Raw genomic sequence first — 26,683 nt, 5'->3', positions numbered from 1 at the left:
GATCTTTTAAGGAACAGAGGTTGGTGATAAACTTGCCGACTCACTATAGGCAGGAATATTTATGTCGGTAACCATAAATGATGTAGCAAGACTTTCAGGGGTTTCTAAGCGGACTGTTTCTCGGGTCATTAATCGCTCGCCTGCGGTAGGTGAAGCGACGAGAGAAAAGGTGCTTAAAGTCATTGAAGAAGTTAATTTTTCGCCAGATAAACAAGCGAGAGGGCTAGCGTCGAGTCGATCATATTTATTAGGATTAATATACGATAACCCTGATGCTTTATATATTGATGAAGTGCAACGTGGTGCGCTCAGTGTTTGTTCGGCATTAGGGTATGAGCTTGTTGTTCACCCATGCCATTCTAAAAGCCCTGATTTTATCGAAGATTGTTTATCTTTTATTGCTCGTTCAAAATTAGATGGCGTAATTATTTTGCCGCCAGTTTCTGAAAATAAAGCATTGGCAGCGGCAATCAGAGAAGCAAATTGTGCTTATGTGCGCTTAGCTTCAGTTGATTTAGATGATCATGATAATATTGTGGTTTCAGACGAGCGTGAGGCCATGAAAGCTATGGCGGATCATCTTGTTGAGTTAGGACATACCGATATAGGTTTTATTTCTGGTCCTCGCAGATATCGCTCTTCAATGGAGCGTATGGAAGGTTTTTTAGCAGAACTTGAATCATGTAACGTGACTTTACCGCCAGAGCGGATTATCGAAGGAAAAAACAGTTACGAAAGCGGTATAACATGTGCTCATCAGCTTTTAGGAACAACCGATTCAGCTAACGCCAATAATTCTGCTAGCAAAAGACCAACGGCTATCGTGGCAAACAACGATGAAATGGCTGCAGGAGTGCTTCGTGTTGCCAGTGATTTAGCCATTAAAGTGCCTGAAGAACTATCTGTTGCAGGCTTTGATGATAATATTTTAGCCTCAAGAATTATTCCCTCGTTAACGACAATAAAAAGACCCGTTAGCAATATGGCTCGTTTAGCGGTACAAAAACTCATCAATAAAAGCCAATCAGCTGACAGTGAAAAAATAACCTTAGATGAGCTGGTTAAACCTCATTTAGTCAAACGAGAATCTACTGATAAAAAATAATCTTTGAGTTAGATTGCTTAAATGAAACTAGGCTAATAATAATAAAAAACCTGATAGGTCAGATTAACCTATCAGGTTTTTTTTATTGGTGAGTTTTGAGCTATATAAATGATATCTGAAACTTAGCTTCTCTTTTATTTCAAGAGTTTATACATTTCCATGCTGGCTAATATATAAGGACCTGTGCCTTTAGGGTCATTAACGCTAATTGGCTCGTTCATGTAATAGTCATAACTACCATCACGGCCATAACTTAAGCCTGCTACGTAACATTGGTTGGTCATACTTGTTGTGCCATCTAAATGCAGGATAGTAAATTCGTTTATTAGTGCCTTAAACGCAGATTGAGCAACCGCATTATATTCATCAGTTAAATAACCATTGTTTATGGCTTTAGCAAAGAAATAGCTAAACATAGCCGTTGCCGAAGACTCTTTGTAATTACCAACTTCATTGGGTTTGTCTAACACTTGCCACCAGGCACCCGATGTTTTGTCTTGTACTTTGGCAATATCGACGGCGAGTTCATTGATCATTTCAATTAAAAATGCTCTATCATCAACATTTTTTTCAGGGATCGAATCTAACACATCAACAAGTGCCATTGCTAACCAGCCCACACCACGCGCCCAAAATTCAGGCGATTGTCCGGTAGTTTTGTTTGCCCAACTTTGATTTTTTGATTCGTCCCAACCGTGATAATACAAGCCCGATTTTGCGTCGCGTAAGTATTTACGTGTTAATTTAAACTCATTGACGACTTCATGAAGGCTTTCTTGTTGTTGATGACCTTGTTCGAACATCATGGCATACTCGGCTAGAAATGGCATACCCATATATACACCGTCTAACCATAACTGATCTGGGTATCTATTTTTATGCCAAAAAGCGCCCTCAGAGGTCTTTGGATGCTCGGTTAATTGTTGCCTTAATGCGGCCGCACTGAGGCGGAATTTTTCATCGTTTATTCTTTGGTATAGTTTAAGCAAATTTCTACCTGGAGGAATGTTATCTATATTGAAATTTTTCTTATGATAAGACAGTATTTTTCCTTGGTTGGTAATAAAACTTGCAGTCACTTTATCATTAACTTGACGGTATTTTTCGTCACCTGTTAAATCTGCTAATAAGTCAAAAGTGAAAGGTTGTAGGCCAATAATATCGTATTCAAACTTAGGTTTACGTGCTCGATTTACATCCCAACCATTATGAAAATACCCTAAGGCTTTACGATTTAATTCAGCGTCGGCTAACGCTTTTCCCCAGTTGAGTGCGCTTTCAGCCGTTAAGGGCATTGAATGAGCTTGCTCAGTTAGTGCTGTAGATAAGTAAACTCTTGGTTTTCTTGTCAGTTTTTCAGCTTCTTGTGCTAAATAAGCGATAAAGTCCTTTTTGTTATCAATGCCACTTTCTGGTTGCCAAACTGAAGCAAAATAATATTCTACGGTAGTTTCACCACTTTTACCTCGTGGTTTCAGTTGCACTAAATAGTTTTTATCATCTTCGAGGACTTTAATTAATTGGCCTTTTTTGAAAAAGATCGCCATACCCAATAGGCTATCATCTAAGCTTTGTTTACCCCAGCTTGCGATGTATGAATATTGATACGCACTAGTATTAATTTCCCCTTGAATAAACTGACTCCCCTGATGTTTAACAACACCTGCGGTGATATTAGGTAAGTCTTTTTCTAAGTTTAAATGTACTTTAGCTAATCGAGAGCCTGCAACCATTGAAATATTAGCGATTAAATCTTGTGTATTTAGGCTGTTTTTCCAACCGACATAATTAATGTTAACCCGACTTTGAATATTGCCATCTTCTGCAATGATGGCTTGGCGTTTTGTAACATCTTTTACATGTTCTAAAGTCGGTGTTTTGCTAGAAGCGATTAAGCCAAAACCACCAGCACCTAATGACCCGCCAACTTTGAGAATATCCATCCCCCAAGGTTGCATATGATGATAAGACTCATAACCATCTTGTCCTATTTGGTCAAGAATAGGGTCTTTGGTTAATTTACCAAAAATATCAAAACCATTACGCCAATCAAGGTAGAATCGATAAGCCACTTTGTCTGATTCAATGCCAGGACCTTCATAACGGATCCAATTTGAATGATCTGAATAATAATCTGGTGGTGTTAGTTGTGAGACATTTTGAAATTTTCCACCCTGATATTCTTGCAGGTTCTTATCTTTTAAATGTTCGGCAGGCTTAGTATGAGCTAGCCATTGTCCGTCAACTTTATGAGAGATTTCAGCTTGTACTCGTTTTTTAAAAACAGGCGGTGAAATTGCTTGTTGTACACTGTTATTATTAATGGTCACGGTATTTGTCTGATTATCGAGTAAATCGATTAAAAATAAAATACCGTCATTTTTACCATCATAATCACTGTCGATATGTTGTGTAGGAAGCTGGTTTTCTTGATGAAATACTTCGATGCTATCACTTGATGTTGGTGCTGAAATACCTAGGTCATAATAACTAAAGTATATGGGTTCGTCTTTTCGAACAAATGTTGACGGGTTGATAATTTCTACTTCGGCAATTTTTTTGTGTGTCGGCAGCAAAGCCTCTTTAATTGATGACTTATCTGACGTTTGCTCGATATTGCTTGGTTTTGAACAGCCAAGCATTGCCAAACACATCGTCAGCGCTAAGCAAGGCGTTAACGAGGTTGTGAACCTTCTATTTTTAATCAAAGCTTTATTACTGGTTAACATTCTTTCCCCCAGACGGTCTTATTAAAGTAGAACAAAGCGTGATATCAATGACTATGTTATCTTCACTTTATTCTACGTGTTAGCTCTCGAGTATTATTGTGATAATTTATAGGCTTTTTTTACTAAGCCGTAGGTTAATTGGTAGGCTAACTCATGAGCCGTTTTTAAATCAATTTGATGATTGGTCACCAGCTCAGCTAAGTATCGACAGTCCACACGACGAGCAACATCATGACGGGCAGGGATTGATAAAAATGCCCGAGTATCATCATTAAACCCCACTGTATTATAAAAACCTGCGGTTTCAGTAGTTTGTTGCCTAAACCTTAACATGCCGGCAGGGCTATCATGAAACCACCAAGCAGGACCTAGTTTTAAGCTTGGGTAATGTCCTGCTAACGGCGCTAATTCTCGGCTATAGGTGGTTTCATCCAATGTGAATAAGATGATGTTTAAATCAGGGTGGTTACCGTATTTACTCAATAGTGGTTTTAATGCGTTGACGTATTCGGTTTGGCTTGGAATATCACAACCTTTATCGCGGCCATATACGTCAAATATTGGTTGGTTATGATTGCGATGCGCGCCAGGGTGAATTTGCATCACTAAGCCATCTTCAATACTCATACCTGCTAGTTCAGTCAGTAATTGTCCTCGAAATAACTCTTGCTCATCTTCAGTTGATTGACCCGATAAGCATTTAGCGAATAAGCTTTCACATTCGGCTAATGATAAATCAGCCGTTAATGCTGTAGGGTGGCCGTGATCTGTTGCCGTTGCTCGTCCTTCCGTAATAAAGTAAGCGCGCCTGACTTTAATTGCATCAAGGTAACCTTGCCACGTATTGGTATCTTTACCTGTGATTTCACCGAGTTTTTTTACATTGTCGATAAAGTCTTCACGGCTAGCATCAACTACATCGTCAGGACGAAAACTAGTTACAACACGTTTTGCCATAGGGGTATCTTTGATTGCTCTATGGTGTTTTAAATCGTCTAATGCACCTTCTGTAGTTGCAATAAATTCAATGTTAAATCTATCCATCAATGCATGAGGTTTAAATGCTGGCGTTGCAAGTTGCGCGGTAATTTCTTGATAATAGTGTTGAGCATTCGCGCTACAAAGCTTTTCTTTGAAACCAAAAACATCGCAAAATACCGAATCTAACCAATAACCTGAAGGTGTCCCTGCAAATAGGTGGTAATTATCAGCAAATATTTGCCATGCTTTGGTAGGATCTGCTGCTTTTGAAGAGGCTAAATCGCCTTGTTCACCATGTTGAGGAATGCCTAAATCGGTTAATTTAACCCCTTGGCTATAGAGCATTCTAAATACGTAATGATCTGGTTTTAAAAATAACTCAGTGGCATTGCCAAAGTTTTCATTTTCATTAAACCAACGAGGGTCAGTATGACCATGTGGGCTAATAATGGGTAAATCTTTTACTGATTCATAAAGTTCACGTGCAACTTTGATCACAGCAGCATCGCTTGAAAATAATCTATCAGGGTGTAATGCTAATAGAGTTGACTCGTTTGTCATGTAAAATTCCTTAAACCTTCTTTCGTATATATTTGTTTAAATTCAATGCTATCTAAATATCGCTACCGGTAGCATATGAAAGTTAAATTAATGCTTATTTATGTAGATAAACCTTGCGTTAACTTAAGTGTTTTATGTGTTGTTCGATATTTCTTTACCGTTGATAAATACTGCTGTAAGGGTAAAGTTTTTAACATGTTCGACTATTGATGGTTTTGCTACAGCATCAAATTTGCAATCGATTAAATGAATATCGTACATAGGAGCACGTTCGAACCCTCGTAGATATAGCGCTTTATCTAATACATTTTTACAATGCAGTTTTTCAATTTTGATATCACGTACGGTGGGATCAAATTTTCCAATATCGCCTTTTTCATAGTAGAAGTTCACTACGATGGCATTTTTTACTGTACCTACGTCGATATTTCTTACCCGTATATGTTCGATAAGCCCACCACGTATCGAATTGGTTTTAATACGTATCGCTCGCTCTAAGTAAGGGCTATCCATAGTGCAATTTTGCACAAAGACATTATTGACGCCGCCTGATATTTCACTACCGATAACAACGCCACCATGACCTTCTTTCATATGACAGTTTTCAATCACAATATTTTCACAAGGGGTTGCTAAGCGTCGGCCATCCGCATTACGACCAGATTTAATCGCGATACAATCATCGCCGGTGTCAAATAAGCAATTATCGATATAAACATGATCACAGCTTTCAGGGTCAAAACCATCGGAATTTGGTCCATGACTTAAAAAGGTTACACCTGTCACTCTTACGTGTTTACACAGTACAGGATTTAATAGCCAAAATGGCGAGTTTTTAATGGTGATGCCTTCTACTAACACATTTTCACATAAATAGGGTTGGATAAAAGGGGGTCTTAAAAAGGCACCTTCACTGTATTTTCTATCTTGAACTGGTACGTTATCTTCAGCATCTTGAATTAATTGTGTTCGAGCGGGCTTTTGGTCTTCGCCAGCAATAAGTTGCCAATGAGCCTCTTTATGAGGTCCTTTCCATGGCCACCACGTGTTGTTGTCAGCATTGCCTTCTAGCGTGCCATTTCCTGTGATGGCAATATTTTTTTGTTTATACGAATAAATTAACGGTGAATAGCCCATCATTTCAACCCCTTCCCATCGAGTAAATACGGCGGGTAGGTAATGATTAGGATCCGTACTAAAACTAAGTATCGCTTTATCAGCAAGGTGTAAGTTAACGTTTGAAAGTAAATGAATAGCGCCAGTGAAAAACTTACCTTCAGGTATGATTACTTTACCTCCACCTGCTTGATGGCAAGCCTGAATGGCATCGTTAATCGCTGATGTACAGTCAAATTTACCATCATTAATCGCACCGAATGCTTCGATATTAAATTCTTTTTCAGGAAATTTTGGGACAATAATTGAATCGCGAATGATTTGGGCTTGTAGCCAATCATCTACAGGAGCGGCATCAGTAACAAGTATGTCAGTGAGTGCATTATTTGTGCAAGCCGATAATCCAGCCAAAGCCATAGAGCTTGATGCTAAGGTTTTAAGTACAAATCTTCTATTATTATCCATTGGGATGAATCTCTTTAACTGTCGTGTAAACTCACACTATGAAATTTAGCGAATAGCTATGTAACTTAATAGCATAGGTATAGTTTTATTTTTTATTTAACTTTATTACTGAACTTTATCAACAATTGCCACCGGTGGCAATTGTTTTTGTTTAAAATAAAATTTTCATTACTATTGATAAAGCAATCTTGATTGAAAGTCGCAATATTAATGTCTTTTAATCAGAAAATGAGGTTTGTTAATGACTTAATTTAACGCGATTAAATTACACGCAACAAGTATGGCAAAGCCACATGTTACGGTAATGATTGAAACGAATGTTGATAGAATGATAATTTTTGCTGCTAAATCGCTATTACCATTCATGGCTTTAACCATAATAAAACTGGCAGTGGCGGTAGGTGAGGCGGCTAAAAAGAATAAAACTCCCGCGGCTGTTTTTTCAATCGGAATTAGCAATAATAAAATAATCATGATGATCGGGCTGACGATGATTTTAAGGACGCTTGCTGCGATTGCCGGTTTTAAATTATCTTTCATTTGTAAAAAATTGAGCGAACCACCAATAGCTAATAAAGCTAAAGGTAAGGTCATTTGTGATAGATAATGACTACTTTTCATGATCACATTTGGTATTGGTAATTTGATGGCATTAACTAATAAGCCGGTCACTATACCGATGATCAAGGGGTTTTTAATGATGTCATCAATACTTTTTCTTACGGAAAAACTCTGCGAGAGTATACTTGCGTTAAGGGTGTAAATTGATAATAAATTATAAACAATAATAATGATCGCCATTGGCAGGGTAGCGATAGCGATTCCTTTTTCGCCATAGGCACTTGCACAAAAAGCTAACCCTAGAATAATCAAATTTCCTCTAAATGCACCTTGAACAAAAACACCTGTATCACGTTTAGCTTCAACAAATCTTTTCGCTGTAAACTGACTAATAAAAAATACAGAGATTGTGGTTATTAAAATAATCGCTAAATGAGTCAGGTTGATCAGCTTATTAAAGTCATGAGTAGCCGTATTGGTAAATAACATTATCGGTAAACCAATATTAAAGATAACTTTTGAGGCAATACGGATAAATTCTTCATTGATAAATTTTATATGGTTAAGCCATGCCCCTAATGAAATCAGGATGAAAATTGGCGCTGTAACACTAAATGCGATATTTAAAAGAGAAAAAATATTATCTGATGAGGTCATGTTATTTGTTATCTAATGGGGTTGATTTTACGCTTAACGCAAACTTAAATCCCATTAGATATTGTTTGAAATGGATTAAAAGTTAGTGTTGATTATAGGTTTTATTGATCACTTCATCATTAATTGAGACATTATCGAAAATTAAATTTTTTACATGTTCCAATATAAGCGTTTGTTTTGCTTCTTTTATTGTAACATCTTTTAATAGGATATCTTCAATAGGAAAGTCTTTATAAGCATGTGCTTCAAATACGATTCGCTTGGCTTTTTCTACTGTGATATTTTCAAAAACAATATCACGGTAAACAGAAGGGTGTCCACCTTCAATCACGCCTGGGTAGTTTAATTGAAACCAAAAAATATCGTCAAATTCCGCAATGGTCATATTGCGAACTCTAATATGTTCAACCAAGCCGCCTCTATCTAGCGAGCCCTTAAAACGAATAGCGGCTTTGCCACTTCTTAATATGTTATCTGTGAAATAAACATGACTGATACCGCCAGACATTTCACTGCCAAGTGCAATACCATCTTCGCCGCCCATGTCGTTATTTCTCACAACTATGTACTGACTAGGTTTGCCGATATCTCGGCCATCTTTATCTCGGCCAGATTTTACTACCACCGCATCATCACCCGTTCGAAAATGACTATGCTCGACTAATACATAAGTGCTTGACTCAATATCTATCCCGTCGTTGTTACTTCTATGGCTGTCTACTTTAATATCGCGCACAGTAGCATGATCGGTATAGACTAAATGATTGACCCAAAAGGGGGAGTTTTTCGCTGTATAACCTTCAAGTAACACTCTTTTAGCGCCAAAAAATTGAATGAGCTCCGGGCGTAAAAAATGCCCTTGGCCAAATTGTCGTTGTTCTACCGGTACACCTTTGATGCCCATAGTTCTTAATGTGATGATATCTGGCTGTTGCTTGGCGTGCCATAAATGAAAGTCACTATCGGTATTACCGTCAATTACCCCTTTACCGGTGATCGCGACGTCTTCAACATTATGGGCATATATCATAGGAGAATAGCCAAAGATTTCTGTGCCTTCCCAACGTTTTTTTACCACAGGTAAATAGTCGTCAGCATTAGCACTAAATAGTAATGTAGCGCCTTGTTCAAGGTGTAAATTAATGCCCGACTGTAAAATAATAGGGCCGTTACTTAACCAAATACCTTGAGGAATAACGACTTTTCCGCCACCGTGTTTTACCGCATGTGCGATGGTTGCCAAAATGGCTGGCCTAGTATCATTTGTACCGCCAGAAATTGCGCCAAAGTCTGAAATAGTAAAGCGTTGTGATTGAATGTTAGGTAGTTGAATCTTGGCAAGTATTTTATCCACCATTGCCCAATCATTGTTTGAAACACTTGCTGGGATATCATTGTTGGCATGCGCTGATATACTGATAAACAGACTGCATATCAATAGATGAGATATTTTGTTTTTTAATGAAAAATTTTTCATAAAAGTTAAAAACCTTCTACGTGGGGTGACATTGTTGTCACTTTTTTATTAGCTTATTCGCTACATATTTGTGAGTTTAGCCAGAGTTAACTGCGTCTCATCTTCAAGTAATAAGCCGAGTAAAGTCGTATATTTTTTTGAGAATTAAAGCGTTCTTTTGATATAAAAAAGCTCGACCTTTTCATGTCGAGCTTTTAGTGATAAACGCTGTGTGATTAACTTAGAATGTCGCGCGAACACCTAAAATTAACTCTGTACCGGTTGAGTTGTACTCTCGAATTAAATTCATGTCACCCGTTGGGCCAGTGGTAAAATTACGTTCTTGCTCATTTGTCAGGTTGATAACTTCTAGTGTGGCAGTCCAAGTCTCACTGAAATTATATGATGATGAGAAGTCAACACGAGTCGGGCCAGTGTTGTTTTGGGTCAAGTTACCATTAGCTGAACCACCGGTTTGGTAATCGTCACGTGCGTTAACGTATAAGCGCGCTCCAAAGGTATCGTTTTCATAAAAAACACCTAGGTTATAAGCGTTTTCAGATAAACCTTGCACAATGTCGTCACTTTTTATTCTGGTGTAGTTTGCATCGATACCTACGCCAATTGGGAATACGTAACGTGCCGCAATTTCAAAACCTGAAATCTCATCAACCTCTGAAGAGTTTGATTGAGTGGTTAAGTTCCACTGGTTGGTCGCATAAGCGTCAACAGCACTTGGGTCATAACTTGGGCTTCCTACATTGTAAATAGGATCTGTTGCAATTATTTCCGCATATTCAGCCGGCAGTGTCACGCCATTTTGGGTGGTTGAAGTGATCGCATCGGTGATGTCTTTTTGGAAATAAACAAAGGCAACATATGATTCATCTGCAAAATACCATTCTGCACTGACATCTATTGAAGTAACAGTTTCTGGGCCTACACCAGGGTTTGAAACTGACGCACTACCATTGATAGGTGTGCCAATTACTTGACCTGTTAAAGACTGAGGATTAGGGCGAACAACGTTCTTTGACCATGCGGCACGCACCAATAAATCATCAGTGACGTTATACGTTAAATTTAATGCTGGTAAGGTATTGTCATAGGTTTCTTCTAAATCACTCGCATCACCTGAAACGGTAGTTTCTACATATCGAACACCTGCATTTACAGTGAGTTCATTAAAATAGTAATCAACATCGACATAAAAACCTTCCGTATCTTCAGAGACAACATAATTACCACTGCGATTGTCTGGTAAAAATGTGCCAGCGCTGTATTCTTGACGTGCAACAGCAATGTCAGCCACTAACCAGTCAGAGAACATGCCACTGGGCGCACCAATAGTATCACCAAAATCAGAGGCAATTGATGATAAACTCTTAGTATTACTTGCACTTGGGTCATTAGGGGACGTTAAACCACCAGGTTGACGAGTGTGAGTTGAGTCAATTACACGACTATTTGAAGTGTAACCCGCTCTAAGGGTTGAGCCTTCATCATTAAATTCCCACGTAATATCGGCGCGTATTGTCTCATTTTCACGCGTGACATTATCGCGGCGGTGATGTGGGCCTGTCCAACTGAAGTTAGTAAAATCAGTAATGTCGTAGCCATAAGACATGGTGGGTAAGTTACTGTTGCCAGTAAAGTCATATTCAAATGTGGTGGCATTACCGGTTAAGTTATAACGGTATTGCTCTTCATCATGCTCTGACGTGGCTTTACCTGCCATAAAGCTTAAGGTGATATCATCGTTTAGTTGATAATCAGCATTAAAGACGGTTTGGTTAAAATCACTGGTAGAATATTGCCCGCGGCTTTCAGAACGAGGAGCGACACCACTGAACTTACCTGCGGTGATATAACGACCTGAAGGATCTAAGGTGACTTCTGTTGGTGTAAGCGTACCATATACATTACGAAACTGAGCAAAGAAGTTATATGATTCCACATCCGCATCACGTGTTGAATCCAAAATATTTAAGCTAAGTTCAAGATCATCCATTGGACGGGCTTGTAGAGAGACTAAAAAACTATTACGACTTTGTTCTTGGTTAAATAAGTCTGTACGAGGTAATCGTGGTGTCCACATAGAATCAAGCGGATCATCAACACCATCAACAAAATCTGGGTTATTCGCTGAAGGGTTAGGTGTTCCATTTATAATGGTTGAACTTGTGTCTGCCCAACTTTCACCACTGACGTGAGGACCTGTAAAACGAACGGTACCAAACCCTTCTTGTTTAACAGTACGTTTACTAGTACTGACACCTACTAACACACCGACAGTATCTTCTAAAAATGTATTACTGACAAAACCATTGATACGGGGATTGGTATCACCATTTTGTATGTTGTACGAACTTTGTAGAGAGCCCGTCGCATGAAAACCTGGCTTATCTAACGGGCGTAGCGTATGCAGAGAAACTGTTGAGGCGACCCCGCCTTCTTCTAAACTTGCCGCATACGTTTTGTGTATATCCATTTGGCCAAACAATTCAGAGCCAAACATGTTGAAATCAAAAGAACGACCACGGTTAACACCACCTGAAGAATCTAACCCCCCCGTTGATGCTGGAATTTGCATACCATTTAACGTGACTTGTGAGTAAGTTGCGCCCATACCACGTACCGTGATATTTCGACCTTCACCACCTTCACGTGTAATAGCGACACCAGGTACACGTTGTAGCGACTCAGCAAGGTTGAGATCTGGCATTTTACCGACATCTTCACTCATGATGGTGTCTTTTGAATTCGTCGCGTTACGTTTTTCGAAAAGACCTCTGCTGAGTGCCCCTCTAAAGCTACCGGTAACTTCAATCACTTCTATTTCATCAGCAGCTTGTTTGTTTTCTTGCGTAGTCGCTGTATTTTGTTCAGCTGCATACGCAGCACCGGAAATAGTACTACTTAATAGCATACAGGTTAGCAAGCGATTGAGTTTAAAATTCTTCAGATTAGTTTCCATGTTTTTCCCCGAGATTATGTTTTTATTTAATGAGACATTACTTAAGTACTGTCTTTGTCTTTTTTAGACTTTTAACACATTGCTACCTGTGGCATATCGATTGAAGTTAATAACGTATTTTTTAAAATTATTAAACTAAATGTGCGAGTTATTATCATTTTTTGATTAATGCTACCGGTGGCATTAATAAAAAACTACACGGTAATATTAAGGTTGTCAAATAATTTATATAAGAAAAATTTAAGCTGTATTACTAGTAAATACGTAGCCTATAGTTAAGTGATTGCCTGAAAGTCAATGAAATTGCTACCGGTGGCAGATTTGCTATGGGTTTTTATCGGAAGAATTTTAAAAAATTCATTATTATTTTAACTTTTAATTATAAGTCATCACATTTTCGTTTAGATATGAAAATTATATTTTTGTACTTTTATTCAATATAAGGGTTGAGTGAACTAGGTAAGATTTTTGTTCTAGTAGCTATTATTACGAATATGTCACTTTAACCGATTATAAGTGTTCAGGTGCTACTTGGGGGAGGGCATTATTTTCTCAAGGAAAAAGGTAAGTCATGTAACCCTAGGGAGTTTAGGTTACATGACTTATTACGACGACTGCTATTAAATTATTTGGTCAATTATTCAATAGTTAAATCATCTATCGTAATCGTGGCATCGCTCTCTGATCTAAGCGTAATAAACGAGGTTGACGAAGCAACAAGACCATCGACGACATAAGTTTGGCCAACAACATGATCTTTTAATGCAACAGAATAAAATTTAGAAGCGCCGCCATGAATAGACTTACTGCTGCTAGAGGTATTATTGTCGACATAAATTTGGAAGTTTTTATCCGTATTGCCACTTATTGCAATCACTTTAAACGATATTTGATACGGCACTGATAAATCAAAAAGCCCAGTCGTGGTTGTGTCACCATCCGTCGTTGATACCTCAGGTGTTGTATTACTAATACTAATACGAGCACCTGTCATCGTTAGCTCGCCGTTTGATACGTTAACGCTTCCTGTTACCCGATGAAATAAAGGGGTATCACTACCGGCTGAGCCTGAAAGGTCTCGGTAACTATTACTGAAAAATGCATCAGCATCCGCGGCAGAGAAGTTTTCTTCAAAAGGTAAATCAAGGGTGCTTTGGATAGGAGGATCAACCGGCGTTGTTTCAGTGATCTCAGGAATGTCTAAGTCACTTTGGTCAATTTTATTGATACCGGCATTATTAATCACACTCGCTTTCACAGCTTGTGCATCTTCTAACACATAATCGTATGGTGCTTGATAGCTACTTGTCGATGCTCCGTCTTCAGCACTTAAATCCCCTGAATCTGGTGTTGTCCAAGTGACATTTTCACCAAAGAAATTTCCTGAGCTATGCCAACTACCTGTTTGATCTGAATAAAAAGACACTATCGGATTTTGCGTATTTTCAAAATAGTTATTTTCAATATGTAGTTCAGCGCCCATGCGTGAATTGATGGCGGTTGAATGGATGTTATTGTAATAATTATTATAGATATGCCCTTTACCAAATCTGAATAAGGGTACGCGAGACTCTAAGTTTTCAAAACGGTTATGATGAAAAGTGATATGACGATTTTTGTTCGGGCTATCATCATTATCACTATGGCCATGTAATGAGGTTTTCCAGCTGTCGTGTAGATAGTTGTACGAAATCGTAATATTTTCTGCACCAGATTTTGAGTCTATTAATCCGTCGTAATAATCTTTATCAACCTCTAATGAACCATATAGTTCGTTATGATCAATCCAAATATTTGAGGTCGTTGAACCGTCATCATCACCCTCGATAGAGATACCATCTTTACCTTGGGTTAATACCTCGTGTATTTTCAAGTTTTGAATGATGATGTTATTAGCACGGCGAATTGAAATACCAATACCGTCAAATTCCCCTCTGTCAGCAACACCAACAATTGAGACATTATCCATATCTTTGATATCGATTGCTGTGCCATTTGAACCGCTATTAGCGTCGGTAATTGTGCCATCAACATAAATAATGATGGGGGTATTACTTGATTTCGCATCTGCTAAGGCAGCGATTAAATCAGCACCATTATCGACAGTAATTGTTGTGCCACCGGCACCACCTGTCACTTCAAAATTGTAGCCTGCAAAGCCATAACCAATGGTTGCTTCTGGCGTGTCTGCGCCACCAGCAGGCTCGTCAGGCAAAATAGGGGTCTCTAAAGGTTGAGGATCCCATCCTGCATTGTTATTGAAAGAAGCAAATATAGCGGCGCGAGTTAAAAAGTTTGTGGTTTCATTTTCAGATAGTTCATATCCACCAACACGGCCGCTTATATCGAGCGGGTTACCGTTAATATCCATGCTACCGTATTCTCTCCAACCGCTAGCAACTGTTGGAAATTCAGGGTTTGCAGTCGGTGACTCATACCAACCTTGAGTAATAATATGTGTATCGAGTTTATTGTTGATCAAGGTAACGTTATCGAATGCGTCAGCTTTACCTGCACTTCGCGCGATATAGGTTGAATTGTCAGCAACGGTATTTCCTAATGGACCAGGTCCATTGGTAAACTCGTTATTTAAGAAAACAAAGCCTGGGTCTGTTTCAATAGGTGTACGTGATTGTAAAATGTAGCCACCGCTAACAGGAATATCGGTCGCACCATCTTTGGAATCTCCAATAGTGCGAATTTCGCTTTCTTCAAATAAAGCGGCTACAGGGTAACCCCAAATAAAATCGACATTACCAGCGACTAACGTGTTGTAAAACCAACTATAACCTTTGACAAGTAACGTATCTTGTTCACTAATAAAGTTCATGTTGTTTGCCACTAAACGATAGCTACTATTAAAGTAAATAGCCTCAGCCTGATTTGAATATTCATTACTGCGAATATGGGCATTTTTTAAGGTAAAGTTGTTGAGAACAAGCATATCTGCTGACTCAACTAAAAATACCGGACGACCACTTGAACCGCCGTTAAATGATTCATAATTGTCATATTGAACGATAGTATTTTCGCGGCTTTCCCCTTGAATGGTAATGTTATTTTGATTACGTAAATATAACATTTCGTTGTAAATACCATCTTTAATTGAAATGGTCGCAGGGTCATCTTTAGCGACATTATTCATCACATAGTTTAATGCGCCTTGAAGGGTTCTAAAGTCAGCAGCACCGTCATCATCAACTAAGATTTCATTGCCCGATGGCGCAGTAAATTTAGTGGTAAATGTCCAGTTGCTGTTTTCACCTAGGCCGGTAAAGTCAATGCCATTTAGTTGTGCGCCGCTTACCACATCGTCACTAATAACAACGTAATAGCTTTCACCGTATTCTAATACGTCGTTGCGTGGGTCAATGTTAAGTGTTTTACCGTCATCGGCAATAGAAATAGGGGTGTAGTTTAGTGATCGTGTTTTATCAGGTGCGGAAATTACATCGACATTTGCCCCTTTTTTACGGTCAACTTTCAGCAAATCAACAATTGAATTGTCAGACTCTTTATAAATACGGACTTCACCTAAAGCACCTAAAGTGATTGCTGAATCAAAAGTGATTGATAAATTGGTATCTATATATTGACTGATACTGCTGACTGTCGGGGTGACGACATCACTAATATCACCATATTCTGCCGTAGGCATCACAAAGCCTGATGCGACACTAATTTCTATGGTACGTACGATATTAGTATCAGATCCTGAGACAAAGGTAACGGTGGCGTCACCTTCACCTGTTGGCGTGAGTGTAATAACGTTGCCGTCAATTGATACCTCTACAACACTCGGGTTACTTGATGTTACCGTAAATGAGTCAGCGGTAAGACCGTCATCTTGAAATGCTGACACATTGATTGTTAATGGAGCCGTTGTTGTGGTTGTTTCCCAGGTTGGCTCTTTATAATCAAGGGTTAACTGAATAGGCTTAATACTTGGATCACCTACTTTTAAATTATCTAATTCAAAAGAGCGATTGTTGGTAAAGATACCGATTAATCCTTTGGCAGTATAAGTGGAGTCATTTGTTGACCCCATTTTTTCGCCGTTTAAATAAACGGTTAAATCACCATCAATCATTTCAAAACGCGTGGTATACCAAACGCCATCGTCGATACCGTCTTTTTCACCTAATAACAGCGGGGATTTTTTTTGTACGGGACGAGAAATCGAGCCATCAGTCGAAATTGCAACTTCAACTTGGGTACTGCTAGATGAATTTTGCAGGTTTAAACCACCGCCATACCAATTGCCCGCGCTGTCATAACGGCCTAATAAATATAACTGTTTGTTAGCGGTTGTGCTGTTTTGACGTGGGCGAATAGTCGCTTCTACAAAGTAGTTACCATTTTCTGGTACGTTAGTCATTGCCGCATCAGAGGCGACAATTAATTCACCGCCTGCACCGCCGGCAGTGTAGCGCATCACTTTGTTGCCATCTTCTAAGGCCAGAATGTCAAATGTCCCTTCTGCTGTTGAGCCACTGGTAGAGGCCAATATTTGCCATTGATTTAAATTACCACCGGTAAAGTCATCACAGAAATATAATTCAGTTGCTTTAGCACAGCTAAACGTATCGTCTTCAGGGTCTGCTAAATACTCAATTTTTAAGTTGTCGATAACGACGACACCGCCGCTTTCTGTGCGTAATTGGAGGAAAGAGGTTTCAGTAGCGATAAATCCTTCGATCACCATTTTTCCGGTGGTGAGTTCTGCAATCGGCATACTATAGAATTTAGAACTACCACCGTGAATCGACTTAGCGCTACTTGAGGTGTTGTTATCGACATATATTTGAAAGCTGTTTCCTTGATCGTCAGTTGGCTCTTCGGCTAACACTACATCAAAACTGATGTTATAAGGCTTTGATAAATCAAAGACACCCGTTGTCATGGTATCATTTCCTGAAGTATCAACATCGGGCGTGGTATTGCCAAGTGAAAAACGGCCGCTGTCTAGTTTTAATTGACCGGCGTCAATAACGACTGTACCACCTGTTTTTTTATAAAGCGGCGTGGTGTCATCATTGGGTAAACTACGATGATCAGCTGTGAAGAATAACTCAGTCGTAGTTTCAAAATCATCACTGTGAATTTCTTTATTATCAAGATATTCAACACGAATATTGTCTATGGTTACTGTGGCACTGCTTTCGGTTCTAAATTGTAAGAATGAATGCGAACTCGCTAATAAACCTTCAATTTCTAACGTTTGGCCAACAGTTAAATCAGCAAGATCTGACGCAAAGAATTTAGAATCTCCCCCTAAGTGAGACTTAGAGCTACTGCTAGTGTTGTTATCTACATACACTTGAAAGTCTTTTGTCATGGTACTTGCGCTATCAATAGCAACAATGTCGACAAATACTTTATAAGGTTTGCTTAAATCAAGAGCGCCTGCTGGCATGACACCATCAGCAGTATCTGTGCCTGGATTGGTTTCACCAATAGTGAAGCGACTCCCGCTTAATGTTAATTGATCATTGGCAAATACCATTGCACTACCACCGCCCGTGATATTGTATAAAGGCGCTGTGGTATCACTCGGTAATGCTTTGTACTGTGCAGTAAAGAAAGTGTCAGCTGTCGTACCATTAAAAGTTTCTTCTAATAATAAATTCTCATCGATGTATTCAATGCGAATATTATTGACCACAACCGTCCCACCGCTTTCTGTACGTAACTGCAGGAATGAATTTTTAGTGGCAATAAAGCCTGGCACCGTTAGTGTAGTACCCGGTGTTAAATTATTGATTAATTCACTGTAGAACTTAGAGTCACCGCCATGAATTGATTTCGAGCTACTTGAGGTATTGTTATCAACGTAGATTTGGAAATTATTGTCACCATCAGGGTCGTCGATACTAATAATATCCATCACGACATTATAAGGACGAGATAAGTCAAACACACCGGTCGTGCTAGTATCATCAGCTGTTGTCTCTACATCTGGTGTGGTGTTACCAATAGTAAAACGACCACTGCTAATTTCTAGACCGTCAGTAACAACATTGACTGAACCGCCTGTACGGGTATACGTTGGTATTTCTAGACCATCTGCATCAACAATGGTTTGGTAATCCACAGAAAAAATATCTGCAGTGACACCGATAAAGTCAGCGGAAAAAGGTAGCCCAACATTCGGGATCGTTGCCGGTGGCTCCACTGGTGGTTCAATAGGAGGCTCAACGGGTGGTTCAATATCAGGTACGTCTGTCGCAATGGTTTCAATGGTTAAATTATTGATGGTGATTGAAGCGGCGCTGTCTGTACGAAGTTGAAAAAACGATGTTTGAATACTCGCTGATAACACACCACGCGCATCTGGTGACGTTAAGTCACTACCCGTAACAACGTCCTCACCCGGCACATAAGTGTAGCTAAAGCGCTGACCTGCTGGCGTGTTTTCTTCATTTATTGATTTTCCATAAAATTTAGAGGCATCACCATGTGCCGAATTCCCTTGGCTTGTCGTGTTATTATCTACATAAAGTGAAAGTGAGCCTGAGCTATTGTGCGCAATAACGTCAAAACTAATAGTAAAACCTTCACTGATATTATAGATACCTGAACTCGTGGTATTACTGCTTTTTGTCTCAACTTCTGGTGTGGTGTTACCAATACTAAAACGAGCACCGGCTAACGTAAGTTGACCTAATGCTTCATCTAAGCTTGGACTACCACCCGTTTTGAAGTAAAGCGCGCCAGCACCTTGCTCATCTGAGAGTTTCTTATGGTTGGAAGAAAAGAAATTATCGGTATTGGTATCAAAATCTTCAGAAAGTGCAATGCCAACTTGATCGGCAAGTTCTGTTAGTTTTTCTAACTCACTGGTGGCTTGCTCTTGAGAGAAAACTAGGATGTTATCTTTCGCATCTTCATCGTTATCGCAAGTTAACACGAGTGAGGCAAGGGCACTTGCATCACTCGTAACACACACACTATACGCATCGTTAACCGTATTATGTGAGCGAGAAATAATATATTGAGTGTCAGATGAATCGCTAGGGGTGAAAGCGAGTACTCGATTGCCAAATAAAAACTCATAACTGCCGGCGGCGATTTCTACGCCTTCAACTTGGCGTGAAAATGTGCCTGACTGGTTGGTATCATCAGCCGGTGAAAAAAGTAATTGCTCTAGACTTGCGGTACTACCGGCTAAAAATGGATTAAACACTTCACCAGTAAAACTGGCCGTTGCAAAAGCATTCGGTTGAGTACTGTTATATTGTTCATAGAGATAATCAACAAAGTGTAATATTGCTTGATCTGCTGAAATAAGCGCAGTGTTCACTGTGCCAGCGTCAGCAAGCCAAGTGTGTATAGCAGCATCAAAATCGGCAGCGTCTTGACTGAAAAAGTCAGTGACAGTTTGTCCTTCTGCCAAGTTTAATTGGGCGACACTTTTCGCTGCCTCACTAATGGAAATCCCATTACTAGGATCGCCGTCACTATCAAGTGTTTGTAATAAACGCAGCGCATTGATCACCGCAGGATGAAAAGCCGTATCAGTATTAAAAATTTCTAATGGTGTGATTATATTCGTGGCCGCAACGCTAGGAAAAACGATTTCACCAATCGAAAAGGTGATGGCTTCTCCGCGAAAGTAATCGAATTGTCCATCAGCATTAGTGGTGCCATTACTGACCGAATCACTGCTATAGGAAATGCCCGCTATTGGACTATCAACGATAACACCTTGAATAGGCGGTAATGGGGCTTCTTTTACATTTACGGTTGATTCTGCACCACAGCCAATTAAGGCTATGGCGGTAAATATACTCGTTGCAAGTTTATTTTTTGTTTTCATACATCCCCCCCTAGGAATGATTGATTATTTTTAACAGTTCACTGCGTAAAATAAGTTTGATTTAGTATCTAAGTTGTTGTCTTTATTTTGTTTTTAGTTACTAATAAAATTTGTAATTAATACCTAATTGGTAGGTAGAGCCGTATTTTTCTTTTTGATATAGCACGTTGCCGCCTGATAAGCTGTTGCCTTGTAAATAACGTAGATCAGCTTGTTCAGTGATATTGATGGCATCAAAATATACGGACATTCGATCGGAAATATCGTATTTCATTTTAAAATCAACAGTGACTAGATCGTCTTGATATCTATCCATCCAGTCTTTACAGTAGCGTGGATCATTGACATCAATCCCTGCTGGACAAGAGCCTATTTCTTCAAGAATTTTATCGCGGTAGTTACCAATTAAACGCAGTGATAAATCATCATCTTCCCAGCCAAATGAAATATTTACCGTGGTATCGGCTTGCCCTGGTAAAGGCATTTTTTCATCACGAATGGTTGGATCTAATTCCGCTTCACTGTGTACAAAGGTCATATTACTTTGCCAAAACAAGCCATTTTCAAAGAACTGGTTATAACTAAGTTCAATACCGTAAACCGTTGCTTTATCGCCATTTAATGTAATATCCACTTGGTTTAACGCTAGATCTTGTGGAATAACAAAGTCGGTGACGTGGTCAACGGGTAGGGTAAGTGGTAGTTCATCTAAACCTTTTCGAATACCTTTTACATCGACAATAAAATTATCTATATCTTTGTAAAATAACGCGATTTCAACAAATAAATCTTTAGACGGGTACCAACCTACAGAAGTGTCTAAATTGTTTGATGTCATTGCGACTAAGTTAGGGTTACCTACCTGAACTGCATTATTTTGTCCTAAGGTATAATTTTGTAACTCAATGGCACTTTGTCCTTCTGGCGATGCATAACAGCCTTCTTGACCACTTTGCTCTGGTATTTGTTCAACGGTTGGATCACAGAGGGTGATGTCATCATCAAACTTAGCAAAGCCACGTGCTTGCTTGAATGAAGGACGAGTAAAGCTTGTCCATAAAGAGCCACGCACTAATAAGTCATCTGCAGGTTCATACCTCAAATGTAAACTAGGAAAATATTCACTGTATTCTATTGACGCTTCAGGTAATGGTACTGAAACATCTAAGGTGTGAGTGCCACCAAAATTCCAATCATCATTTTCCAGCGAAAGGTTACCCGTTGAAGAAAATTCAGTATTCACATACCTAACACCCGTAATAATCGTTAACTCATCACTTAGTGGGAGTTCTGCCATTATATAGGCTGCATAGGTATCTTCAGTTAACAAATAATCATCTTTAGTACTATCGATTGAAGCCTCGCCACCGGTAGCACTTTCGCGTGTGATAACTGAATTATCAACAATAAATTCAACCTCATTACGATAGGCTAATGGGTAGTCAAAATGGTCGTCAGGGATCGCATGGCCATAATCAGTAATATTTGAGTTTACTGTGTAAATACATGCTTCATTTCCTAGACAATCTTCAGTGCTTGGATCATAACTCCAACGATCTTTGTTATTGTTATGTTCACGTGCATTGTAAGTAAAGCCAGTTTTTATATAGTTTAAATGCTCCCAATAAAAGTCTTTACGTAAGTTAGCTTTAATACTGGTTATTTTGTCTGTTCTGACGCTGTCTTCCATAAATAAATTATCAAATTCCATATTGGATAAAGTCGAAATATCAGCATCAGCTTCACCGTTAAAAACATCTGAATCTGGGTTTAATTCAAAACCACCCAAGGCAGCTGCTTCTGCTTGGGTTAGTACACGCGCATCGATATGATCTTTAAAGGCTTGGCCATAAACGATATTTTCTCTTTCTCTAAACTGAACTCTTCGGTCTCCTACACCAAGATCATCACTTTCAGAGTGAGCGTATTCATAATCAAACGTCCAACTCTCTCCAATAAAATGCTGACCGCCAATGCTGAAGTTTTTAGTGGTTTTCTCGCCTTCTTGAATGAAGTATTGGTTCATTACGTCAACATCAGAAACCGCGAATGCTTTAGTTTGACCATCAACAAAGATAACTTCGTCATCTTGATCACCATTATAAAAGTTATAATATTCACGTAAGGCAATATCATCATCGGTATAATTTGAATAGTTGCCGCGAAGGTAATAAGAATTATTTTCGTCTGATCTAAATTCGATATTGAGTGTCGCATTGGTGCGTTTTCTTCTTGCTAATTCGCGGCGGTTTTCGACTTGAGCAGGGATCAATATTTCAGGCGCTATAGCTAATTCATCAGGACTTAATCCAATACCGCCTTTTAAAAAATTCAATTCACGCGTGCTATGATGGCGATTTTCATCGACTTGCGTTTTACGATCTTCGTAAGAGAGAGCAAAGCCAATACCGAGTTTTTCGTCTAGTAATAATTTTGTACCGTCAATACTGAATTTAGGAGAAAATTCGCCTTTTAATTCATTGTAAGATTCTTGAAATTTTGCTTTTAAGGTGTCTTTATTGCGATCAAATGCAGAAATGGCTTTAATATTGACTGCGCCGCCAATAGAATTTAAGTTCATTTCAGGGGTGAGTGTTTTGAATATTTCGATGGCGCCAAGAGAGTCACCTGATACGCCATCTAAACCTACCTTGCGATCATCGCCAATGCCAGATAACTCAGCACCGTTCATGCTTACGGCAACAAATTTAGGGCCAAGTCCACGCACAGCAACATATTTTCCTTCACCTTCACTTCGCTCTAATGTAACGCCAGGCACACGACGTAAAGATTCAGCAATATTTTGATCAACAAAATTGCCTAAGTCATCAGTGGCAATGACATTACTATAACTGTCACTGTCTCGTTCCATTGCTCGTGCTTTTAAGTCTGCTTGAAAAACCCCTTGCACCGTGATCACTTCAATTGCATCTGCATTTTCGTTGCTTGACTTTGGTTCAGTTGGCTTTTTATCCGCACTTTCTTGTGGTGATGTTTGTTGGTTACTAGGCGGTGTCTCCGCATTTTGAGCATAAACAGGTATTGCTATTGCTAACGCCGTTGCTAGAGTAGTTAGTTTCATGCTAGTCATGTTTGATCCTTTGATAGCCTATCGTATTTGTTGTTTTATTTTTCCGGAATCATAACTTTTAATCATTCAGCATTAATTAATTTTCAATCCTAATTAAATTTTAGTCTTAAGTTATTATCAGCTTAAAATTATTGGTTGCCACCGGTGGCATAAAAATGTAGCATCAATCAAATAAGGATGTCAATTTTTAATCAATAATAAATTTTTATGTGTTTTTACGTAAATTTTAGTTTCGTTTAGAAGAGGCGAGAGAGTTGATTAAAATGTGATTTTAATGAAAAAAGTATTTTATGTGAGTTTAAGAGATGAAAAATATTGTAATGATATACGGCATACTTTGCTTGTTTGCAGTCAGTAAAGTTGCAAAATCGGCAGAGGTTATGACTAAAATATTTATGGCAGGCGATTCAACTATGTCGATCAAACATGTGAAAGATTATCCAGAGATGGGGTGGGGCGTGCCGTTTAGTTATTTTTTTGATGAAACAGTCACCGTTGAAAATAGGGCTGAGAATGGTAGAAGTACTAAAACATTTATTAGCGATGGGTTGTGGCAAGGGATTATTGAAGAATTGAGCCCAGGTGATCATGTCATTATTCAATTTGGCCATAATGATCAATCAAAACATAAAGTAGACCGGTACACGGCTCCTGTTGAGTTTAAAAAGAATTTAACGCTTTTTATTAATCAAACAAAAAATAAAAATGCTACGCCAATTTTAATGACGCCAATTACCAGGCGTTATTTTTCTGAAGATGGCAAAATTAAAGATACACATCCTATTTATGCTGATCTTGTCAAAGAAGTCGCCAATGAAACTAAGGTGACTTTTATCGATATGGAAAAAGTCACTCAAGCATATTTTCAAGCGTTAGGTGATGAACAATCAGCATTAAGGTTTATGCATATCAAAGCAAATTTACACCCTAATTACCCTAATGGCATTAAAGACAATACCCATTTAAACGCATTAGGCGCACGAGAAGTCGCGCAACTTGTTTTGGCTGAGCTAAGAAAAATAAACCATAGTTTGATTAAGGTGTTGAGAACGCCTGATGCTAAGCATTTAAAATATAGTTATTAATTAAATAACACTTCAATATTTACTGACTTATTTATTCAGGCTTATACTTTCTAAAGTGGTATTGGGTATGAATATGTTTTTTCATATCTCGCTTTGTATCAGGTAATTACTCGCCAGAAACTAGACATTCATTTTAACAACTCGTCTTGGCATTATAGTTACGGTGAATTTCAATAGTTAGCAACGAATGTTCCAGAAAAAAATGAACTTATATATTGGCTACAAGTTAAAAAGTTTTACGACAGTTGTTTGCTTAATTTTTCTACTTAATGGCGTTTGTAAGCAATATGTATGATAGCTTTTATGTTTAAGAGTTTATCAATTATGGGTTTGTTTTTTATAATAATTCTTATTCTTTTAACTTCAACATATTAAATTTACACGTTGATAATTTTATTTATATATTAACATTAGATACGATTTTTCACTTCTTGATAATGTTTTATGAGGTTAGCAGTTGAATTGTCATGTGATGGGTTTTGAATATTATTATGAAGTTCATCTTCAATTTTACTTGCCAAGCCTTTACCAAGTTCTACTCCCCATTGATCAAATGAGCATATTTGTAAAATAATACCTTGTACAAATATTTTATGTTCATAGATGGCAATTAAACTACCAATGGTAAAAGGAGATATTTTATTCATTAATAATGTATTTGTTGGTCTGTTACCTTTATGTACCTTATGTGGGGCAACTTTATCAATATAGCTAAGTGGACGTCCTTTTGCGGCTAAATCAGCCCTAACTTGTTGTTCATCAACGCCTTCCATTAGCGCTTGAGTTTGCGCGAAGAAATTTGCCATAAGGGTTTCATGATGACCTTCTATTGGCGTAACACTTTCGACAGAGCCAATAAAATCGGCTGGAACAATATTATTACTTTGGTGCAAATATTGATAAAAAGCATGCTGACCATTAATACCTAATTCTCCCCATATTGAGGGAACTGTAGGATAAGTGATCGTTTCACCATCCCAATTGACAGATTTACCATTACTTTCCATTTCAGCTTGCTGCAGATAAGCTGACAACATATGTAAGGATTGATCATAAGGTAAAATGGCTTGAGATTGAGCCCCCAAGAAGGTGCAATTCCATACACTTAATAAAGCTAATATGACGGGAATATTATTTTCTAAAGGAGTAGAACAAAAATGACAATCTATTTCATAAGCACCATCTAACAGCTCTTGAAATCGTTCAAAGCCAAGGTTAATCGCGATAGGGAGGCCGATAGCCGACCATAATGAAAACCGTCCGCCAACCCAGTCCCACATATCAAAGATGTTTTCTTTAGAAATCCCAAATTTCATGGCATTTTCTTTATTGGCAGTGACGGCAATAAAATGTTTTGCAATAACGGATTGATCAAATGATGATGCGGTTAGCCATTTTATCGCTGTTTTAGCATTTAACATGGTTTCAGTGGTGGTAAATGTTTTACTCGAAACAATAAATAAAACTTTTTCTGGGTTAAGTGGACGTAGTACTTCAGCTATTTGAGTACCATCAACGTTAGAAACATAATGAACATTAACGCGATTATCGCTAAATCGTTTTAATGCTTCGGTTACCATTTGTGGGCCTAAGTTAGAGCCGCCAACGCCAATATTGACAATGTCAGTGATGGGTTCACCTGAATATCCTTTCCAATGTCCTTGACGGATGTTGTCACTAAATTCTTTAATTTGATTTAATGTTTTTTTAATCTCTTGAGAAATATTTTTTCCATCAACAAAAAAAGGCGTTTTAGCGTTATTTCTTAATGCGGTATGTAAAACAGCACGATCTTCGGTTTTATTAATATTCACACCAGAAAACATTTTTTCACGCCATGCTTCAACTTCACATTCTTTTGCTAAATCAGTGAGTAAAGACAATGTCTCTTCTGTGATGGTGTTTTTAGAATAATCTAAGAGTATAGATGGCAATTTTATTGAAAATTTACTAAACCGTTGACTATCTTGTGCAAATAAATCTTTCATATGCTGATTTTTCATCAGTTGCGCATGTTGAGTTAATTGTTGCCAGCTATTTAATTGTTCTCTAGATTGCATGTTATTTCTCAGAATAATAG

General features: G+C 38.4%; 11 protein-coding genes. 2 read left to right on the top strand and 9 right to left on the bottom strand.

The genetic code is table 11. The features are described from left to right. Positions 1-61: 61 nt before the first annotated feature. Positions 62-1,105: a LacI family DNA-binding transcriptional regulator gene (locus Q4493_RS11550; RefSeq protein ID WP_303452744.1), complete on the top strand. Its 1,044-nt coding sequence runs from the start codon at positions 62-64 to the stop codon at positions 1,103-1,105. Positions 1,106-1,239: 134 nt separating this feature from the next. On the opposite strand, the gene Q4493_RS11545 is transcribed toward Q4493_RS11550, so the two are convergent. The 8 genes from Q4493_RS11545 to Q4493_RS11510 all read right to left on the bottom strand — a co-directional run bounded on the left by Q4493_RS11545 (position 1,240) and on the right by Q4493_RS11510 (position 23,518). Then, a complete protein-coding gene (locus Q4493_RS11545; protein ID WP_303452742.1) occupies positions 1,240-3,834 on the bottom strand; it encodes a glycoside hydrolase family 88 protein in 2,595 nt (864 codons plus the stop codon). 93 nt (positions 3,835-3,927) lie between these two features. Next, positions 3,928-5,376, bottom strand: coding sequence for a glucuronate isomerase (uxaC, locus tag Q4493_RS11540; RefSeq protein ID WP_303452740.1), 1,449 nt, complete (start codon positions 5,374-5,376; stop codon positions 3,928-3,930). A 132-nt stretch (positions 5,377-5,508) separates the two neighbouring features. Beyond that, on the bottom strand, positions 5,509-6,957 hold the full coding sequence (locus Q4493_RS11535; protein ID WP_303452738.1) for a glycoside hydrolase family 28 protein: 1,449 nt from the start codon (positions 6,955-6,957) through the stop codon (positions 5,509-5,511). A 246-nt stretch (positions 6,958-7,203) separates the two neighbouring features. Next, complete coding sequence (locus Q4493_RS11530) at positions 7,204-8,175, bottom strand: AEC family transporter (protein WP_303452736.1); 972 nt, start codon at positions 8,173-8,175, stop codon at positions 7,204-7,206. A gap of 82 nt (positions 8,176-8,257) precedes the next feature. Beyond that, positions 8,258-9,652 (bottom strand): glycoside hydrolase family 28 protein, encoded by a 1,395-nt coding sequence (locus Q4493_RS11525; RefSeq protein ID WP_303452734.1) that lies wholly within the window; start codon positions 9,650-9,652, stop codon positions 8,258-8,260. A 220-nt stretch (positions 9,653-9,872) separates the two neighbouring features. Beyond that, positions 9,873-12,608, bottom strand: a complete 2,736-nt coding sequence (locus Q4493_RS11520) for a TonB-dependent receptor (protein ID WP_303452732.1) — start codon at positions 12,606-12,608, stop codon at positions 9,873-9,875. A 637-nt stretch (positions 12,609-13,245) separates the two neighbouring features. Next, complete coding sequence (locus tag Q4493_RS11515) at positions 13,246-20,427, bottom strand: pectinesterase family protein (protein ID WP_303452730.1); 7,182 nt, start codon at positions 20,425-20,427, stop codon at positions 13,246-13,248. Positions 20,428-20,527: 100 nt separating this feature from the next. Next, the gene (locus Q4493_RS11510) at positions 20,528-23,518 is read right to left on the bottom strand and encodes a TonB-dependent receptor (protein WP_303452728.1); all 2,991 of its coding nucleotides are present in this window, start codon (positions 23,516-23,518) and stop codon (positions 20,528-20,530) included. Between the two features lie 305 nt (positions 23,519-23,823). Between Q4493_RS11510 and Q4493_RS11505 the strand changes: the two genes are divergently transcribed. Further along, positions 23,824-24,603, top strand: coding sequence for a rhamnogalacturonan acetylesterase (locus Q4493_RS11505; protein ID WP_303452726.1), 780 nt, complete (start codon positions 23,824-23,826; stop codon positions 24,601-24,603). Between the two features lie 410 nt (positions 24,604-25,013). On the opposite strand, the gene pgi is transcribed toward Q4493_RS11505, so the two are convergent. After that, the gene (gene pgi / locus Q4493_RS11500) at positions 25,014-26,663 is read right to left on the bottom strand and encodes a glucose-6-phosphate isomerase (protein ID WP_303452724.1); all 1,650 of its coding nucleotides are present in this window, start codon (positions 26,661-26,663) and stop codon (positions 25,014-25,016) included. Between the last annotated feature and the right edge of the window lie 20 nt (positions 26,664-26,683).

Source organism: Colwellia sp. 1_MG-2023 (assembly GCF_030546755.1).
Classification (GTDB): Bacteria; Pseudomonadota; Gammaproteobacteria; order Enterobacterales; family Alteromonadaceae; genus Thalassotalea_H.
The sequence above is the reverse complement of the archived record's forward strand: the minus strand, read 5'-3'. Positions and strand labels throughout refer to the sequence as shown.